General features: G+C 62.1%; 12 protein-coding genes and 3 pseudogenes. 6 read left to right on the top strand and 9 right to left on the bottom strand.

Annotated elements, in window-relative coordinates; all coding sequences use genetic code 11:
• On the bottom strand, window positions 1-1521 hold the full coding sequence (locus N5A92_RS24380; protein WP_260906976.1) for a sulfatase: 1521 nt from the start codon (window positions 1519-1521) through the stop codon (window positions 1-3).
• 89 nt (window positions 1522-1610) lie between these two features.
• On the opposite strand from N5A92_RS24380, the gene N5A92_RS24375 reads away from it, so the two are divergent.
• Entirely contained in the window at window positions 1611-2504 is an 894-nt protein-coding gene (locus N5A92_RS24375) for a LysR family transcriptional regulator (RefSeq protein WP_260906974.1), read from the top strand.
• Window positions 2505-2796: 292 nt separating this feature from the next.
• On the opposite strand, the gene N5A92_RS24370 is transcribed toward N5A92_RS24375, so the two are convergent.
• The 3 genes and pseudogenes from N5A92_RS24370 to N5A92_RS27570 form a co-directional block, all read right to left on the bottom strand.
• Window positions 2797-4023 carry a glycerophosphodiester phosphodiesterase family protein gene (locus tag N5A92_RS24370; RefSeq protein ID WP_260906973.1) on the bottom strand — a complete coding sequence of 409 codons (1227 nt, stop codon included), beginning with the start codon at window positions 4021-4023 and terminating at the stop codon, window positions 2797-2799.
• Window positions 4024-4290: 267 nt separating this feature from the next.
• On the bottom strand, window positions 4291-4398 hold the full coding sequence (locus N5A92_RS27575; RefSeq protein ID WP_425248639.1) for a hypothetical protein: 108 nt from the start codon (window positions 4396-4398) through the stop codon (window positions 4291-4293).
• A gap of 82 nt (window positions 4399-4480) precedes the next feature.
• A pseudogene (locus tag N5A92_RS27570) lies at window positions 4481-4609 on the bottom strand (hypothetical protein); the annotation flags it as partial.
• A gap of 26 nt (window positions 4610-4635) precedes the next feature.
• Between N5A92_RS27570 and N5A92_RS24360 the strand changes: the two are divergent.
• The 5 genes and pseudogenes from N5A92_RS24360 to N5A92_RS24340 form a co-directional block, all read left to right on the top strand.
• A pseudogene (locus N5A92_RS24360) lies at window positions 4636-5013 on the top strand (hypothetical protein); the annotation flags it as partial.
• 331 nt (window positions 5014-5344) lie between these two features.
• A complete protein-coding gene (locus N5A92_RS24355; RefSeq protein ID WP_260906972.1) occupies window positions 5345-6850 on the top strand; it encodes a tripartite tricarboxylate transporter permease in 1506 nt (501 codons plus the stop codon).
• Window positions 6847-7332, top strand: a complete 486-nt coding sequence (locus N5A92_RS24350) for a tripartite tricarboxylate transporter TctB family protein (protein ID WP_260906971.1) — start codon at window positions 6847-6849, stop codon at window positions 7330-7332. Before N5A92_RS24355 ends, N5A92_RS24350 begins: the two co-directional genes overlap by 4 nt.
• 34 nt (window positions 7333-7366) lie before the next feature.
• Window positions 7367-8332, top strand: a complete 966-nt coding sequence (locus tag N5A92_RS24345) for a Bug family tripartite tricarboxylate transporter substrate binding protein (protein ID WP_260906970.1) — start codon at window positions 7367-7369, stop codon at window positions 8330-8332.
• Between the two features lie 54 nt (window positions 8333-8386).
• Complete coding sequence (locus N5A92_RS24340; protein WP_260906969.1) at window positions 8387-9637, top strand: LysR substrate-binding domain-containing protein; 1251 nt, start codon at window positions 8387-8389, stop codon at window positions 9635-9637.
• A gap of 21 nt (window positions 9638-9658) precedes the next feature.
• On the opposite strand, the gene N5A92_RS24335 is transcribed toward N5A92_RS24340, so the two are convergent.
• From N5A92_RS24335 to yghX, 5 genes and pseudogenes are all read right to left on the bottom strand, one after another.
• Complete coding sequence (locus N5A92_RS24335; RefSeq protein ID WP_260906968.1) at window positions 9659-10540, bottom strand: hypothetical protein; 882 nt, start codon at window positions 10538-10540, stop codon at window positions 9659-9661.
• Window positions 10537-11406, bottom strand: coding sequence for an amidohydrolase family protein (locus N5A92_RS24330; protein WP_260906967.1), 870 nt, complete (start codon window positions 11404-11406; stop codon window positions 10537-10539). The genes N5A92_RS24335 and N5A92_RS24330 overlap by 4 nt, the downstream gene beginning before the upstream one ends.
• 298 nt (window positions 11407-11704) lie before the next feature.
• Window positions 11705-11982 (bottom strand): annotated as a pseudogene (locus N5A92_RS24325) (IS5/IS1182 family transposase); the annotation flags it as partial.
• A 187-nt stretch (window positions 11983-12169) separates the two neighbouring features.
• A complete protein-coding gene (locus N5A92_RS24320) occupies window positions 12170-12613 on the bottom strand; it encodes a cupredoxin domain-containing protein (RefSeq protein WP_260906966.1) in 444 nt (147 codons plus the stop codon).
• A gap of 232 nt (window positions 12614-12845) precedes the next feature.
• The gene (gene yghX, locus N5A92_RS24315) at window positions 12846-13733 is read right to left on the bottom strand and encodes a YghX family hydrolase (RefSeq protein ID WP_260906965.1); all 888 of its coding nucleotides are present in this window, start codon (window positions 13731-13733) and stop codon (window positions 12846-12848) included.
• Between the last annotated feature and the right edge of the window lie 52 nt (window positions 13734-13785).

The raw sequence follows: 13785 nt of genomic DNA, 5'->3' as shown, positions 1-13785 counted from the left end.
TCAGGTTGCACAGTTCAGCTCGTACCAGCGATATACCTCGGCAGGCGTATCGTGCGCCTTTAGCTCCTGGACCAATTCGCGGTAGAGCGCTTCGGAAACCTTGGGGTCCGTCACCGGGTCGCGCTGCCGAGGATCGCGCTTGAGGTCGTAGAGCCGAGTGCCCAGATCCTCGTATCCAAAGCCGTCATTGTTGGGAACGCGCTTGGCGTCCTTCAGGGCATCTATCCCGAGAAGGGGTGCGCCCTTCGTGAAGTCGAATGGCGGTACGAGGCGGGCCGTCCGCAACTCGTCGACTGCGAAGGGTGCGATCATGTGGGACGGCGCCAGCGTGTATTCGACCAGACCCTCGCGGGTGATGTCGGGTGGATAGTGATAGAGCGCCCAGTCGCCATCGGTGACACCGATGGGGCCGGCAAATATCCCAAAGACGGCCGCACTCCGGATGGGCTCATCGGCGGGCAGCATCGGCAGGATACTGTGGCCACGCACCTCCTCCGGCACCGGCAGGCCGTAAAGCCCGAGGAACGTCGGCATCAGATCGGTCGTCTGAGTGAGATGGCTTCGGCGGGTGCCGGCCTGGTCGACATGTGCGGGGTGATAGATCATCAGGGGGATGTGCGAAATTTCTTCGTAGTAGGGCATGCGCGACTTGCCCCACCAGCCATGCTCGGAAAGCAGGAAACCGTGGTCGGTGGACAGCACTACGCACGTGTCCTTCCACATGTCATTCGCGTCCAGATAGTCGATGAGACGGCCGAAATACTCGTCGCACATGGCAACCAGCGCTGCGTAGTTGGCGCGGATCTCGGCGATCTCCTCCGGGCTCTCGACGACGCGCTCGTAATGCGGCCAGTCGAGGATCCTGCCGTTGTAGCCGGCGTCGTATGCCGCCTTGAAGCGCTCCGGCGCGTGGAAGGGTTCGTGTGGGTCGAAGCATTCCAGCATCAGGAACCACTCGTCGGCGTTTCGATTGCGGTCGAGGAACTCGAACGCCGATCTGAAGCAGCGCGGACCAGGGAAATCCTGTTCCTCGACCATGGCTTCCCGGTTGATGGCGTGCTGAATCCTCTTGTCGCGCTTGGCCGGATCGTAGTGGCGTTCGTCGAACCGCTCCCGAATGCGCTCAACGGGTGCCTCGACCATCGCTACCCAGGGGTCATACTCCTGCCCGCGGATGAAGTCGTAGCTCGAGAACTTCGTGTGGAATCCGTGTCCTCCGTCCTCAAAGTAATGCAGATGGTCAGAGATGAGGTGTGTGTAGATGCCGCTCTCCTTCAGTATCTGGACGAAGGAATTGTCGAACGGTTCCAGAGGTCCCCAGGAGCGGTGCGTGAAGTTGAGCCTGCCCGAATGCATGTCACGCCGGGCGGGCATGCATGGCAGCGACCCGACATAATGCTTGTCGAACGTGACGGCGCGTGCGGCAAACCGGTCAAAATTAGGTGTCTTTACGGCTTCGCTTCCATAGGCGCCGATCGCACTACGGTTGAGTGAGTCAAACAGCACAAAGATCGTACGCATCGAACCTCCCTGATAGGGGCAATGTGGCGCAATCCATCGATAAGCGATAATAGATATTCGTACTAAGGTGATGCCTAAAGGTTATCGTCATGAGGCTTCTGATCTCACGTCATCTGGAAAATTTTCTGGCGCTTTATGACGCGAGGAACATGCATGCGGCGGCAGATAAGAAGGGCATCTCGCAGCCGGCGCTGACCAAAAGCCTGCGCCTCCTGGAGAAGGATTTCGGAGCCGAGCTGTTCGTGCGCACCCCAAAGGGCCTGGAGCCGACCGATGCGGGAGATGCACTCTATCGCCACGCCCGCACGATCGACCAGGAAGCGCGATTTGCCTCCATGGACATCCAGGACATCCACCACAACCTCGGCGGGCGGATCAGGATCGGCGTCGGACCGATCCTCACCCTGAGCATCTTCCCGGCCGTGCTCGTCGATTTCCACCAGCAGTTCCCGTTCGTCGAAGTGACGGTGGAAACCGGAGTTTCCAGCCAACTCGTCCAGAGTCTCGCCCGCGGCAATCTCGACGTCGTCGTCACGGCACTTCCCGAGCAGCCGCTTCCGGAAGGATACGTTGGATTGCCGCTCATCAAGAACGACATGACCGTTATTTGCCGGGAGGACCATCCTCTGCGCTCGCGCGGAGAAGCCAGTCTCGACGAGCTGTCGTGCTTCGGCCTTGTCGGATTCACCGACGACCGCGAGTTCGCAAAACATTCCAGGCGCGTATTCGGTTCGCGCGCCGAAAAGCTGCAGCCCGTCCTGCAAACGACCTCGCTTTCCGTCATGTTTGGGATTCTTGCAGCGACAGACTACTTCGCAATTCTGAGCACAATGATCCTGCTCCGAGCGCGGCGGGAAGGGCTGGATCGGCTGCCCGTGCAGCATGATCTGTGGCAGATTGAAATCGCGCTCATGTGCAAGGAATCGCTGATTGGCTCCCGGCCCATCTCGGCGATAAAGGAAGCCTTGCTGGCGCGCGTGTGAGAAGTCAAGCACACATTCACTACGAACGAAGGGGAGTTGCCGCAACTCGTTACCGGGTTGCTTCAAGTCAACTTTTGTCCAGAGGCGGCCGATCGAACATGATCAAGGAGGTCCGCAATTGTGATGGGTTTCGCATGCCGGCCATCGACGTGTTGGCCTGGCGCCAGGGCCGGCGTCCGAAACCCATCACGCTTCGCGACAAGATGGCGAGGCGGCGGAGTGCGACGGGTGCGGTATCTCAGCCGTCAAATTTGCGCTTAGCATCCAGAGCAGCAAAAGGTTGGAAGATGCTTTATTCCAGCCCGAAGCAATTGGCGTAGTAGGTTGTCGTGGCTGGCCAATCCGAAAATAGACCGACTACGCCGACATCTTCATGCAGCACATTGAGCAGAGTGAAGATATCGCCGTCATTGTTCGTCACATCGCTGATCGAGTGGTAGTACCAGCCGCCGCCGTCTTTGAGCGGCCCGGAGCGCTCTGCTGTCCAGGAGATAATCTTGAGGCCGGCAGCCTTGGCCTCCTTGGCATAGGTGGAGGGAACAATCTTGCCGTCCTCGACCGTCACCAGCATCCACATGGGCGGCGCGATGTAGTTCACATCCATCTCCTTCAACTCACGCATGCCCGGTTCCCAGCTGGACGGGTCCATGTGTGAGAAGCTCGCGTCCTCGTCGCGGCCGTCGAGATAGACGGCCTGCCGGCCGAATTCCGGCTCGTTCTCGACCCAGTAGAGCACGTCGGCCAGGTTGAAGGACTGGGGAAAGACGTCCGCCGGGTCGACGCCTGCCGCCTTGTATTCGTCGATCATCTGCTGGGCATACATTTCCTGCGTGTAGTCGCCCTCGAACGGCATCCGGACAGCAGGTGCCTTCAATTCCGGCGTGAACTTCACGCCGAGCGACTTGAAAAGCTCGATCGATTCGGCGTGGGTCATGACCGTGCCGTGAGTGGCGTAGAGATCGGTGCGCCAACGGGGCGTGGCGTCGAGAAACTCTTCGACGGTCACGGCTTGCTTGTCGCTTGCGTCCATCTTGCCGTTGAGCGACTTGAACTCGGCCAGGGTAATGTCGGAGGTTCTGCATTCGGCCGTGGCGTCTTGCCCGCCGCTGGCGGGCGTGAATGGTGTGGCGCAGGTGGAGGAGAATTCCCTGGCGAGGATGTCGGTGGTGGTGGCGAGATCGTCCTGGCTATGGCGGCAAACCAATGCGCGGTCCTTGGTGAAGGTGACGTCGCATTCCACAATCCCCGCTCCCATGCGTGCTGCAGCGACGTAGGATTCAAGCGTGTGTTCGGGAAACTGCAATCCAGCGCCGCGATGGCCGATCGACCAGGAGGACTTGGTGAAGGGGCCTGCCTGGCAGGCAGCGAGCTTTTCCTTAAGTTCACCTTCGTCCATGTCCTGGACGAGATAGAAGGGCCGCGGACCGAGCTGGATGCTTTGCGGGGCGTTGGCCGTTTCGGCCAAGCCCGGACCCGTGGCGGCGGCAAGAAGCAGTGCCGATACAAGATAGCGAGGCATGAACTGTCTCCCAGATGGCCCTTCGATCCGCGGACGCAATCAGTTTACCATGAGTTCGACCGCAATTACCTGACGGCCACATGACACATCGCGGACGACCAACATAACGGTATTGCCAAGACAGCACGACTGGTCGGCGTCGCGCATGCGAGAAGGCTCCCGTCCGGACGCGGGCAATCCCGTCGGAAACGCTGTCGCCAAACAGTCGCTCGGTTCCAGCTGCGGTGCGATCTTAAGTCGTTATAACAGATACCTCTGACGTTCAGCTCAACCTTGACATGAACTGTTGCTGCCGGGAGCGCTAGGAACAGCTGTTGCCTTCGGGTGGTTGAGCGCCTCGGCGGAGGCAAGGTCGGTGCCGAAAGGCTTTTCGATGACGATGCGGCGAAAGCCCCTTCTCCCGCGAAAATCCGGCAGCGCTCAGCTGCTCGATAACGATACCAAAGAAACGCGGCGCCGTGGCGAGGTAGAGGACGGCGTTGGCATGACCACTTTCCTTGGCACGCTTTTCCAGGCGCTCGGCAAGGCGGCGGTAGGTTTCGGGATTGTCGAAATCGCCCGTGAGATAGAAAAGACGCCCGACAATCCAGCCCCAAGTCTCCAGATCGAGATGGACCTTGGGTTAACGCGGCAGGCGAAACGATTGCCGAGAGTGTCGATGAATTGCATGGCGACCAGAACCTCATCAGCAAGGAGACGGCACTCGACGAGAACGGCGAGATGGTGAATGGCCGCGGCGACGATCCAAACCGCCACGATATACTCATGGGCTCAATGCCGGATGGTACGGCGCATGACGCGACGTGCGAGGACTGGACCTCAAGTGCAGAGGACGGCAGCGCCATGGTCGGTCATCATGACCGGATGGGATTTGACGATTCTGCCGCGTCGAAGTTTTGGAATTCGTCGCATCCATCTCGCGGATGCAGCCAAACAGCTCTCCAAGGCACCGGCGGGGATGGATTGTTCTACTGCTTCGCAACGCAGTAGAGCGTCACAAAAAGCTCTGGCGGGGTGCGCTCGCCGCGTCAGGTATCCTCGGACGGGTGAGTTTCGCGCCTACCTTGGATTGGCTGCCTCAACAGTGTAGCCCCATCCCCCAGTTGATGACTTACATGGGCCTCCGCACGGAATGACCTGGCGGACTGCGTCGTCTGGGCTACCGCGAACACAAAAGTTATAACAAAGGCATCCAAGTGATTTGTTGCTCGGTGCCTGGACGAATATACGTCCTGCGAAAATGTAATTGCCCTGTTGGGAGGAGGCGCGCGTCCGCAAGGAATGGCGCTTCGATAAAGGACCACAACGATCGAGGATAGGGATGGAGGACGCACTCGCGCACTCGTTCCACGCGCTGGTCGCGGGCGGCGGAGTGTTTTATCTGGCAATCGGCGCAGTGGTCGGGCTGGTGTTCGGGATCATTCCGGGCCTTGGCGGCCCGACGGCGCTGGCGCTGCTGATCCCGCTGACCTTCGGTATGGACACGACTTCGGCGATGTTCCTCGCGGGTGGCATCATGGGCGGGGTGCCCTTCGGCGGCTCGGTCACCGCGATCCTGCTGAACACACCCGGCACGGCGCCGAACGCCGCCACAGTCTTCGACGGCTACCCGATGACGTTGCAGGGCCGTGCCGGCGCGGCACTTGGCGCTGCCGGGGCCGCTTCGGCGATTGGTGGGCTGTTCGGGGTGATCCTGCTTCTCCTGGCGCTTCCGATCGCGCGCGAGGTGATCCTCTTTTTCGCGCCGCCGGAGTTCTTCATGCTGGCAGTGCTCGGCCTTAGCGCGATTGCGGTCTCTACCGAAGGCAAGCTGCTACGCGGGCTGATTGCCGCCGGTCTCGGTCTGATGATCGCCTTCGTCGGCTATGATGATGTCGGCTCGGGTACCCGCTTTACATATGGCGTCGACTACCTATGGGACGGGGTGCCTCTGGTGCCCACGCTGATCGGTCTGTTCGCCGTGGCCCAGATCGTCTCTCTTTACCTCTCGGGTGGCGCGATCACCAAGAACCCCGAGGAGGTGGAGGTCAGCCGGGTGGGAGAGGGTGTGCGTGCCGTCTTCCGCGAGTGGCCGACCGTGCTGCGCGGTTCCTCCATCGGTGCCGCCATAGGTGCAATTCCCGGGGTTGGCGGGACGGTGGCGGCTTTCCTTGCCTATTCCGTCACGGTTCAGATTTCCGACGAGCCGGAGACCTTCGGCAAGGGCAACATCAAGGGCGTGATCGCGCCCGAAGCGTCGAACAACGCACGCGAGGGCGGAGCGCTGATCCCGACCCTGGCCTTCGGCATCCCCGGCAGCGCGGAGATGGCGGTCTTTCTTGGTCTGCTGGTGCTGCATGGAATGCAGCCGGGGCCGGCAGTGTTGCTTAATCACATGGACGTGGTGACAAGCCTGATCCTGTCGCTCGCGTTCGCCTCGGTCTTTGCCTCGGTCATGTGCTTGCTGGTGGCGCGGCAACTCGCCCGGATCACCCTGATCGACGTGAACTATCTTGTGGCAATCATCCTGCCGGTCGCTCTGGTCGGTGCCTATGCTCTGAACAGCTCAATGTACGATGTGATCGTCGCGGTGATCTTCGGCGTGATCGGCTACCTGATGATCCGGTTCGACTATCCGCGCCTGCCATTGGTCATCGCGATGTTCCTCGGCAGCGTAATGGAGGTGAACTTCCGCCAGTCACTGATGATCTCGCGCGGTGACTGGACGACCTTCTTTTCACGGCCGGTGTCGCTGATCCTGTTCCTTCTGATCGTGCTCAGCCTTTGCGTGCCGGCGATCCGCTACGGCATCCGCAAGTTCAGAGAAGGAAAGGAGCAGGAAGCGTGACGGACCGCCGTGCCATTCTGACAAGCCTGGTCCTCATCGCAGTTTCGGCCGTCTACTTTGCGACCGCGCTGCAGTACAGCGCAGGCAGCAGGGCCATCCCGATCTCCGTTGCAACTCTGACGATCCTATTTCTATTCCTCGATATCCTGAGCCAGGGCGAGGGACGGGTGGCGCGCGGGCTGCGGCGGGCGTTTGGCGGCGCGGCCAGCATCCGCCCGGGCGGAGACGCTCAGGAACAGCCCGTCAGGCAGGAAGCGCTCGCGCTGGCATGGATCGTCGCCTTCACCGCTCTTGCGACCGCGTTCGGCTTCTACATCGCCATCCCGGTCTACGTGATCAGTTATCTATGGCTGCACGCTGGAAAGCCGATCTGGATAGCGGCGCTTGTCGCGATATCCCTCACCGGCGCCCTTTACCTCATTTTCGAGGTGCTCCTCGGATACGCTATATTCGAGGGTCTTATCTTCGGCGGCTACATGTGAGGCCGCGCTGCGACAACCCAAGGGAGGATTCCACATGGAATTAATGCGAAAACTGACACGGGCCGGCGGCGCACTGGCCGTCGCGGTTGCAACGCTGGCCGTGCCGGCGGCGGCGCAGGACTGGCCCAGCGGCAATATCGACCTGATCATCCCGTCGAGCCCAGGGGGCGGGTTCGACACTTATGGACGCATCCTCGGCAAGGTTCTGGGCGAGCAGCTTGGTGTGCAGATCGTGCCCAAGAACATCTCGGGCGGCGCCGGTATGCGGGGCGCGCAGGCTGCCTACAACGCGCGGCCCGACGGCCAGACCTTTGCCACCTTCAACGTTCCGGGCATAATCCAGCCGATCGTCCTGGGCGAGGAAACCGGCTATGACATCGACAAGATCGACTGGCTAGGCGCCATGGCCTTCAACCAGTACATCGTCGTCGTCGCGGCGGATTCGCCCTACAACACGATCGCGGACCTGAAAGCGGCGGGAGAGCCGGTCAGCTTCAGCGCCTATGGATCGTCAGGGATCGCAGCCAACCGAATCCTATGCAACGAGGTCGAGATCGAGTGCCAGATCATCTCGGGCTATCCGGGGAACAACGACGCACTTTTGGGCGTCGTGCGCGGCGACGCGGTGGCCTCGGTCACGCCGATCAACACCGCGACCGCCTTCAATACCGCCGGCGATCTGAAGGGCCTGCTGCTGATGACGGATCGCGACGTCGCCGACTTCCCGGATACCGAGAAGGCCGACTCGGCGGGCTATCCGGCGCTGGCCAGCCTTGGCCTGATCCGCGCCTTCGGCCTGCCTCCGGGGGTCGATCCGGAGGTCAGCGCTGCGTTCGAAGCGGCCTTCATGAAGGCGCTCGAGGCAGAGGAATTGCAGCAATGGGCCGCTGATACCGACTCGCAGCTCGACCCGATGAACGGCGACGAACTAAAGGCACTGATCGACTCGCAGACCGAGCTGTTGACGCGCTATAAGGACGTGCTCGCCCAGTCGAACTGAAGTCTTCAGGCTGGCGCGCGCCGCCGCCGGCCTTTTTCCATCACAGGTCCACTCATGTCGACCGAGATTCCCCCGCACCCTATCGGCGAGTCCCTCGCGACGCGTCCGGTTGAGGCGTTTCCCAATCTGCGGCACCTGTGGGCATTCCTCGAAGTCGGGTGTCTCAACAGCATGAACAAGGCTGCGGCCGTCATGAACCTTTCGCAGCCAGCTCTGACGCAGGCGATCACGCGGATCGAACGCGCATTTTCTGAGGAGTTCTTCACCCGGCATCCGACCGGGATGCATCCAACACGGGCGGGCGAAAGGGCTTTGCGCCGGATCCGGCGAGCGTTTGATGCGCTGTCTGCCGCTCTGGTCGATCTGGACTTTGCGCCGACCGCCGCGCCGCGTCCTGACCTGCTTCTGACGTCCAGCCAGCTTGCGGCGCTTGGCGCGCTGGTCCGCACGACCGGCCAGGAGGCCGCGGCACGCGGTATCGGCGTTACGCCACCTTCGCTGGTGCGCAACCTGCGCGGGCTCGAGAACCGTCTTGGTCGGACGCTTCTGCTGCGCGACGGGTCGCAGATCCGTTTATCGGCGCTCGGCACGCGTCTGGCGCGTGGCGCCTGCCTGGCAGAGAGAGAGCTGGAACTCCTGCGCGAAGAGCTTGACCTTGATCGCGGCATGACCCGCGGTCGCCTATCCGTGGGGGCGCTGCCGCTTGCACGCCCCTATGTCGCGGCAAAGCCGCTGGTCACTATCGCGCTGCGGCACCCGGCCATAAAGGTGCGGCTGGTCGAAGGCGCCTATCCGCCGCTATTGGAAGCGCTGAGGAATGGGGATATCGACATCCTGCTCGGCACCCTGCGCCAGCCGCCGCCCTTCGACGACGTTGTCGAGCATGTGCTGGCCGACGACATGCTGTGCGTGGTCGGTCGGACCGATCACCCGCTTGCCGGTCATCCGGCCCCGGGCGTCGCCGAGTTCCGCAAATACCCGTGGATCGCCCCGCGCCAGGGATCGCCGGCGCGCCAGGAGTTCGATGCGATCTTCGGCGCCGGCCAGCCATCGCCGCCACAGATGATGGAAGTCGCGTCGCATGTCGCTGTGCGCGCGATCCTGCACGAGAGTGACGCGTTGGCACTCGTTTCACGCCGCCAGATCCGCTACGAGGAGGCCAGCAATCAGCTTGCGGTGTTATCGACTACCCTCGCCGGCGCGCTGCGGCGGATCGGCTATACGTTGCGCTCAGATTGCGAGCCGACCCCGGTTCAGCAGGAATTCCTTGCCGAAGTCGCCGCCGCGGTCGCAGACGAAGGCTGACCCGCAAAGGGTCGCCCGCCATCAGCCGGCGTCGCCCAGAAGTGTTCGCGCCTCGCCGAAGACGTCTTCGATCGACAGCTTCCTCGTGACGAGCCCCTGGTTCTCGACCGATTTCAGGAGAGCCTCGACCGAGGTCCGTATCTCGTCGAGCCCAAGGGGGAACAGCGACGCCGTCTCGGACGGCAGGCTGTCCCGCACGTCGCGAAACGCCGCCATAAGGCGACCGACGCGGGCAGCGTCGGCGGCAACCTCCCTGGTTAGCGCGACGACGTGATTGATCGCGACGATGCCGGAGTCCCGGTGCAGCCGTCGCCCCGCCGCCTCGGGATCGTCGATGACCGGCGCGACCCAGCTCACGTCGGGAAGATCGTTACCGAAGATCGCTGCGTCGATCTCGCCGGTCTCGAGCATGTCGAGCAGCGGGTGCTCGCGCCCCACAACCTCGACGAAGTTCGGATCGGCGAACTCGGCCGCATGCGAGCCGATCTGTGTCACCCAGTGCATCGCGCGCGTCGGGACGCCGTACTCCGTCTCCAGGATGGCCCGAACCCAGGCGGCCGTGGTCTGGGAATAGGTTCGTACGCCGACCCGCTTGCCCGGCAGGTCTTTCGGTCCGAATGCGGGTCGGTGGCGGTTCCGGATGATACACTTGTGCTGATAGCGCGCGGCCATCGTTACCGGGAGCAACATCAGCGGCTTACCGAAAGATACAGCCTGAAGCGCCGCGACGATTGCCAGTTCGCTCGCCGGGTAGGCCTGCTCGCGGATCATCGGCGTGAAGGCGTCATGGATGGGATCGAGCGTCACCAGTCTGAAACCGGTGTCGTGCCCGTCGAGGATGTCTTGCGTGATCGCCCCGCTGAGCGCCGAGCGGCCGCCGAGAACCAGATCCTGCCCGCTCATGCCGCCTTGCTTCCCATCTGCCGCAGCATCGGGTAAAGCCGTTCGGCGGTGCCCGAAAAAACCTGCCGCCGCTCGTCGTCGCTGAGCGTCACGAAAGCTTCCCTGGCACGCGCGACAAGCTCGGTCAGCGGGCGTTCGGCGGCAGGAAAGTTGGAACCCCAGGCGATACGCTCGAAACCGAAGGTCGTGCGCAGCTTGTCCATGAACGCGGCGTGTGTCGATTTGCCCGAAGCGGCCCAGTCGATGTTTCGGATCGTCAGTTTCAGATGCACACCCGGGAAGGCGGTCAGATCCCAAAGGTCGGCGCCGGCCGCATAGGGCGGACCGTCGTCGACAGGCGTCCGCGCAAGGTGATCGAGGATCACCTTAGCACCGGGAAATCGCTCCAGCAGGCGGCGAAGACGGACAATGCCCTCGGGCCGCATCTGCACGCAGATCGGCAGCCCCGTTTCCTCGGCATAGGTCCAGGCCGGGTGCGAAGCGGCGGCGTCCAGCCAGTCGGCCTGGTCGGGCGTCGTCGTGCCGGTGGTGAAAAGGCGCATGCCCACAAGACCCTTGCCCCGCCAGTAACGGATCTTCTCGACGGCATCGGGCGCCAGGACATCGACCGAGAACACTCCAGTCAGGCGGTCCGGATGCCGCGCCACCGCCTCCGCCAGGTAGGAATTGTCGTGCCCGTACGCTGTCGAGGCCTGCACCACCACGGCCCGTGCTACACCCGCCGAGTCCATGGCAGCTACGAGGTCCTCATGGCTCGTCGGGTGGGCGGCGGACCAAGAGGACTGCTTGCCGCCGACCGGGGCAAGCGGGAAGCGCGTGGTATCGCGGGATATGACGTGCGGATGAATGTCGGTGACTGTGGTCATTGCATTCCTGAGCGGCGTGATTGGAATCTGACGAATGGTCGAAGCCGTTTGCCCCACCGGTACTGACGGCCGCGAACCGAATCCAATACAAATCGCACGCGAGTAATAAGTTCGGCCGGCTCGTGCCCTCCTGCGTCCAGGTCCCCCAACAAAGACCCAGCAACTACTTCTCGATCTCATCCGCGAAGCCGTGCACGAGAGTGACGTCTTATAGCTCTCTCTCTCTCTCTCTCTCTCTCTCTCTCTGATCCGCATCGCCAGGCTCTGATGTCGCGGATAATCCGCGCCAGCTTGCCGGCCCGGCACGCAGGTCGAGCCGCACCAGCCGCAGCGGGGCGCGATGGATGAGCTTGGCGTCGGTCGGGAACGTCACATTCTTGGCTGCACCGTCTTATCGATGATGACCCGGCGCGTGTCTTGCGGCTTCATCGCTCTAGTCTTCACCGCCACCGCGGGGCTTTCCTGCAGCAGGGCCATCATCTGCTCCTCGCCCATGCGCTGACGCCAGCGCGTCATCGACCAGCGGTCGAACGGCAGTTCATGTTGGAAGAACTCCTCGCCACACAGGTTGTCAAATGCAGAAGTCAATTGGAGCGACTGTCCTGCGAACGCACTATTGTTGGGCATCGAGGGTGCAGAAGTGAACCGGAGCGCGCAGGAGAAAACTGGAGGAGATCGCTGAGATCAGAAGTCTACCGGAGTGATTTCATTGAAGCGCCTATGGCGCGAATCGACCCACTCCTGCCGCCCAGAATGGAGCGCGCTACGACGCGAGTTGACCCTGACCTGCCCTTCGTGAGCCAGATTGACTGAACCGAAAGCGGCCTTTCACTCCTACGAGTAATTGTGACCCTTTGGCGGCCCTCCTGAATGCATCCACTGCGGAACGCGGGAAAAAGCGTATCAGGGTCGACACGAGGAACCGTCCCGCGGCGCGGGCGTCGAAGGAAACGGTGGCTTCCGTTTCGGGCTCGACCTCGGCCTCGAGGTCGTAGCCGTGAAGATGAAGCGCCATTGCGCGGTCGCTCGTCCACCGCAGCTCGATGCTGTCGCCTTGATCAACCACGAGTGTCGGTACGCTTCCCGACGAATCCGTAAACTCCGCACCGCTTGCGACGCCGTCGACCAGGGAGACCTCGACAACGCGCCGCTCGTCACCTGAGGCGGGCAGCGCGACCGCGAGGAGAAACAGGGCCGTTGCGGCCATCAGGGGAAGCCGCCCAGTCACTTTCCGAAGCCCGCCGTGTACATTGTTCAGCGTTGGGCCGATGGCCGATGGACATGCCATGCCTCCTATCAGAGGACCCTAGGTTGTCGCGATCGGGAAGTGAATACGCAACCTGTAGAGCGAGCGCTGGAGCCTGCTTCCTGCAAAGCTGAAAAGCCCCGTCCTCCGCCCAAGCTTTGAGCAGCGCCGCGTTCGGGCTTTGACTGCATCCTCAGGCGAGGTAGCGCGTGAACCAATCTACCGTCCGTTGCCAGGCGAGTTCGGCCGCCTCTTCATCGTATCGCGGTGTCGAGTCGTTGTGAAAGCCGTGATTCACGCCCGGATAGATATAGGCCTCGTAGGTCTTGCCGTGTTCCTTCAAGGCCGCCTCGTATTCCGGCCACCCCTCGTTTATGCGTGTGTCGAGTTCAGCATAGTGGATCAACAGTGGCGCCTGGATGTGCGGCACGTCCTCGGGGCGCGGCTGCCGCCCATAGAAGGGAACCGCCGCACCGAGCTCGGGATAGGCGACCGCCGCAGCGTTCGACACCCCACCGCCATAGCAGAAGCCCGTGATGCCCACCTTGCCGGTCGTCGCATCATGCTCCATGAGGAATTCGACGGCCGCGAAGAAATCGTTCATCAGCTTTTCGGGACCGACCTGCTGCTGCAGTTCACGCCCCTTGTCGTCATTGCCGGGATAGCCGCCGACAGAGGTCAGCCCATCCGGGGCCAGGGCTACGAAGCCCGCTTTCGCAACGCGGCGCGCCACGTCTTCGATATAAGGGTTGAGCCCGCGGTTCTCATGGACCACGACGACGCCCGGCACGGCGCCTGTAGCTTCCGACGGCCGCACGAAATAGCCGCGCACCTCGCCATGCCCTTCCGGAGAGGGATAGGTGATATATTCGGCAACGATATCGGGATCGGTAAACTCCACCTGCTGCGCCAACGCGTAGTTTGGGCTCATCGTCGCCAGTATCGTCGCCGCCGTCATGCCGCCGACGGTGAATTTGGTGGCGCGGTCGAGGAATTCACGCTTGGTGATCTTCCCATGAGCATAATAATCGTAGAGCTCAAGCAATTCGGGGTGGAAGTCCTTCGCCGTCAGCCGTGTCATGGAAAGATCCTGTTTCTTCAAGGGAGGGGCCGAACGTTAAAAGTTGGTAATT

Source organism: Chelativorans salis (assembly GCF_025336525.1).
In the GTDB taxonomy this organism is placed as follows: Bacteria; Pseudomonadota; Alphaproteobacteria; order Rhizobiales; family Rhizobiaceae; genus Chelativorans; species Chelativorans salis.
Note: the sequence above shows the minus strand (reverse complement) of the source record. Positions and strands in the feature narration are given on the sequence as shown.

Excerpts from the sequence above, each read along its gene's own strand:
- N5A92_RS24380 (WP_260906976.1), bottom strand. The coding sequence starts at position 1,521 with ATGCGTACGATCTTTGTGCTGTTTGACTCACTCAACCGTAGTGCGATC.
- N5A92_RS24375 (WP_260906974.1), top strand. The coding sequence starts at position 1,611 with ATGAGGCTTCTGATCTCACGTCATCTGGAAAATTTTCTGGCGCTTTAT.
- N5A92_RS24370 (WP_260906973.1), bottom strand. The coding sequence starts at position 4,023 with ATGCCTCGCTATCTTGTATCGGCACTGCTTCTTGCCGCCGCCACGGGT.
- N5A92_RS24355 (WP_260906972.1), top strand. The coding sequence starts at position 5,345 with ATGGAGGACGCACTCGCGCACTCGTTCCACGCGCTGGTCGCGGGCGGC.
- N5A92_RS24345 (WP_260906970.1), top strand. The coding sequence starts at position 7,367 with ATGGAATTAATGCGAAAACTGACACGGGCCGGCGGCGCACTGGCCGTC.
- N5A92_RS24340 (WP_260906969.1), top strand. The coding sequence starts at position 8,387 with ATGTCGACCGAGATTCCCCCGCACCCTATCGGCGAGTCCCTCGCGACG.
- N5A92_RS24335 (WP_260906968.1), bottom strand. The coding sequence starts at position 10,540 with ATGAGCGGGCAGGATCTGGTTCTCGGCGGCCGCTCGGCGCTCAGCGGG.
- N5A92_RS24330 (WP_260906967.1), bottom strand. The coding sequence starts at position 11,406 with ATGACCACAGTCACCGACATTCATCCGCACGTCATATCCCGCGATACC.
- N5A92_RS24320 (WP_260906966.1), bottom strand. The coding sequence starts at position 12,613 with ATGGCCGCAACGGCCCTGTTTCTCCTCGCGGTCGCGCTGCCCGCCTCA.
- yghX (WP_260906965.1), bottom strand. The coding sequence starts at position 13,733 with ATGACACGGCTGACGGCGAAGGACTTCCACCCCGAATTGCTTGAGCTC.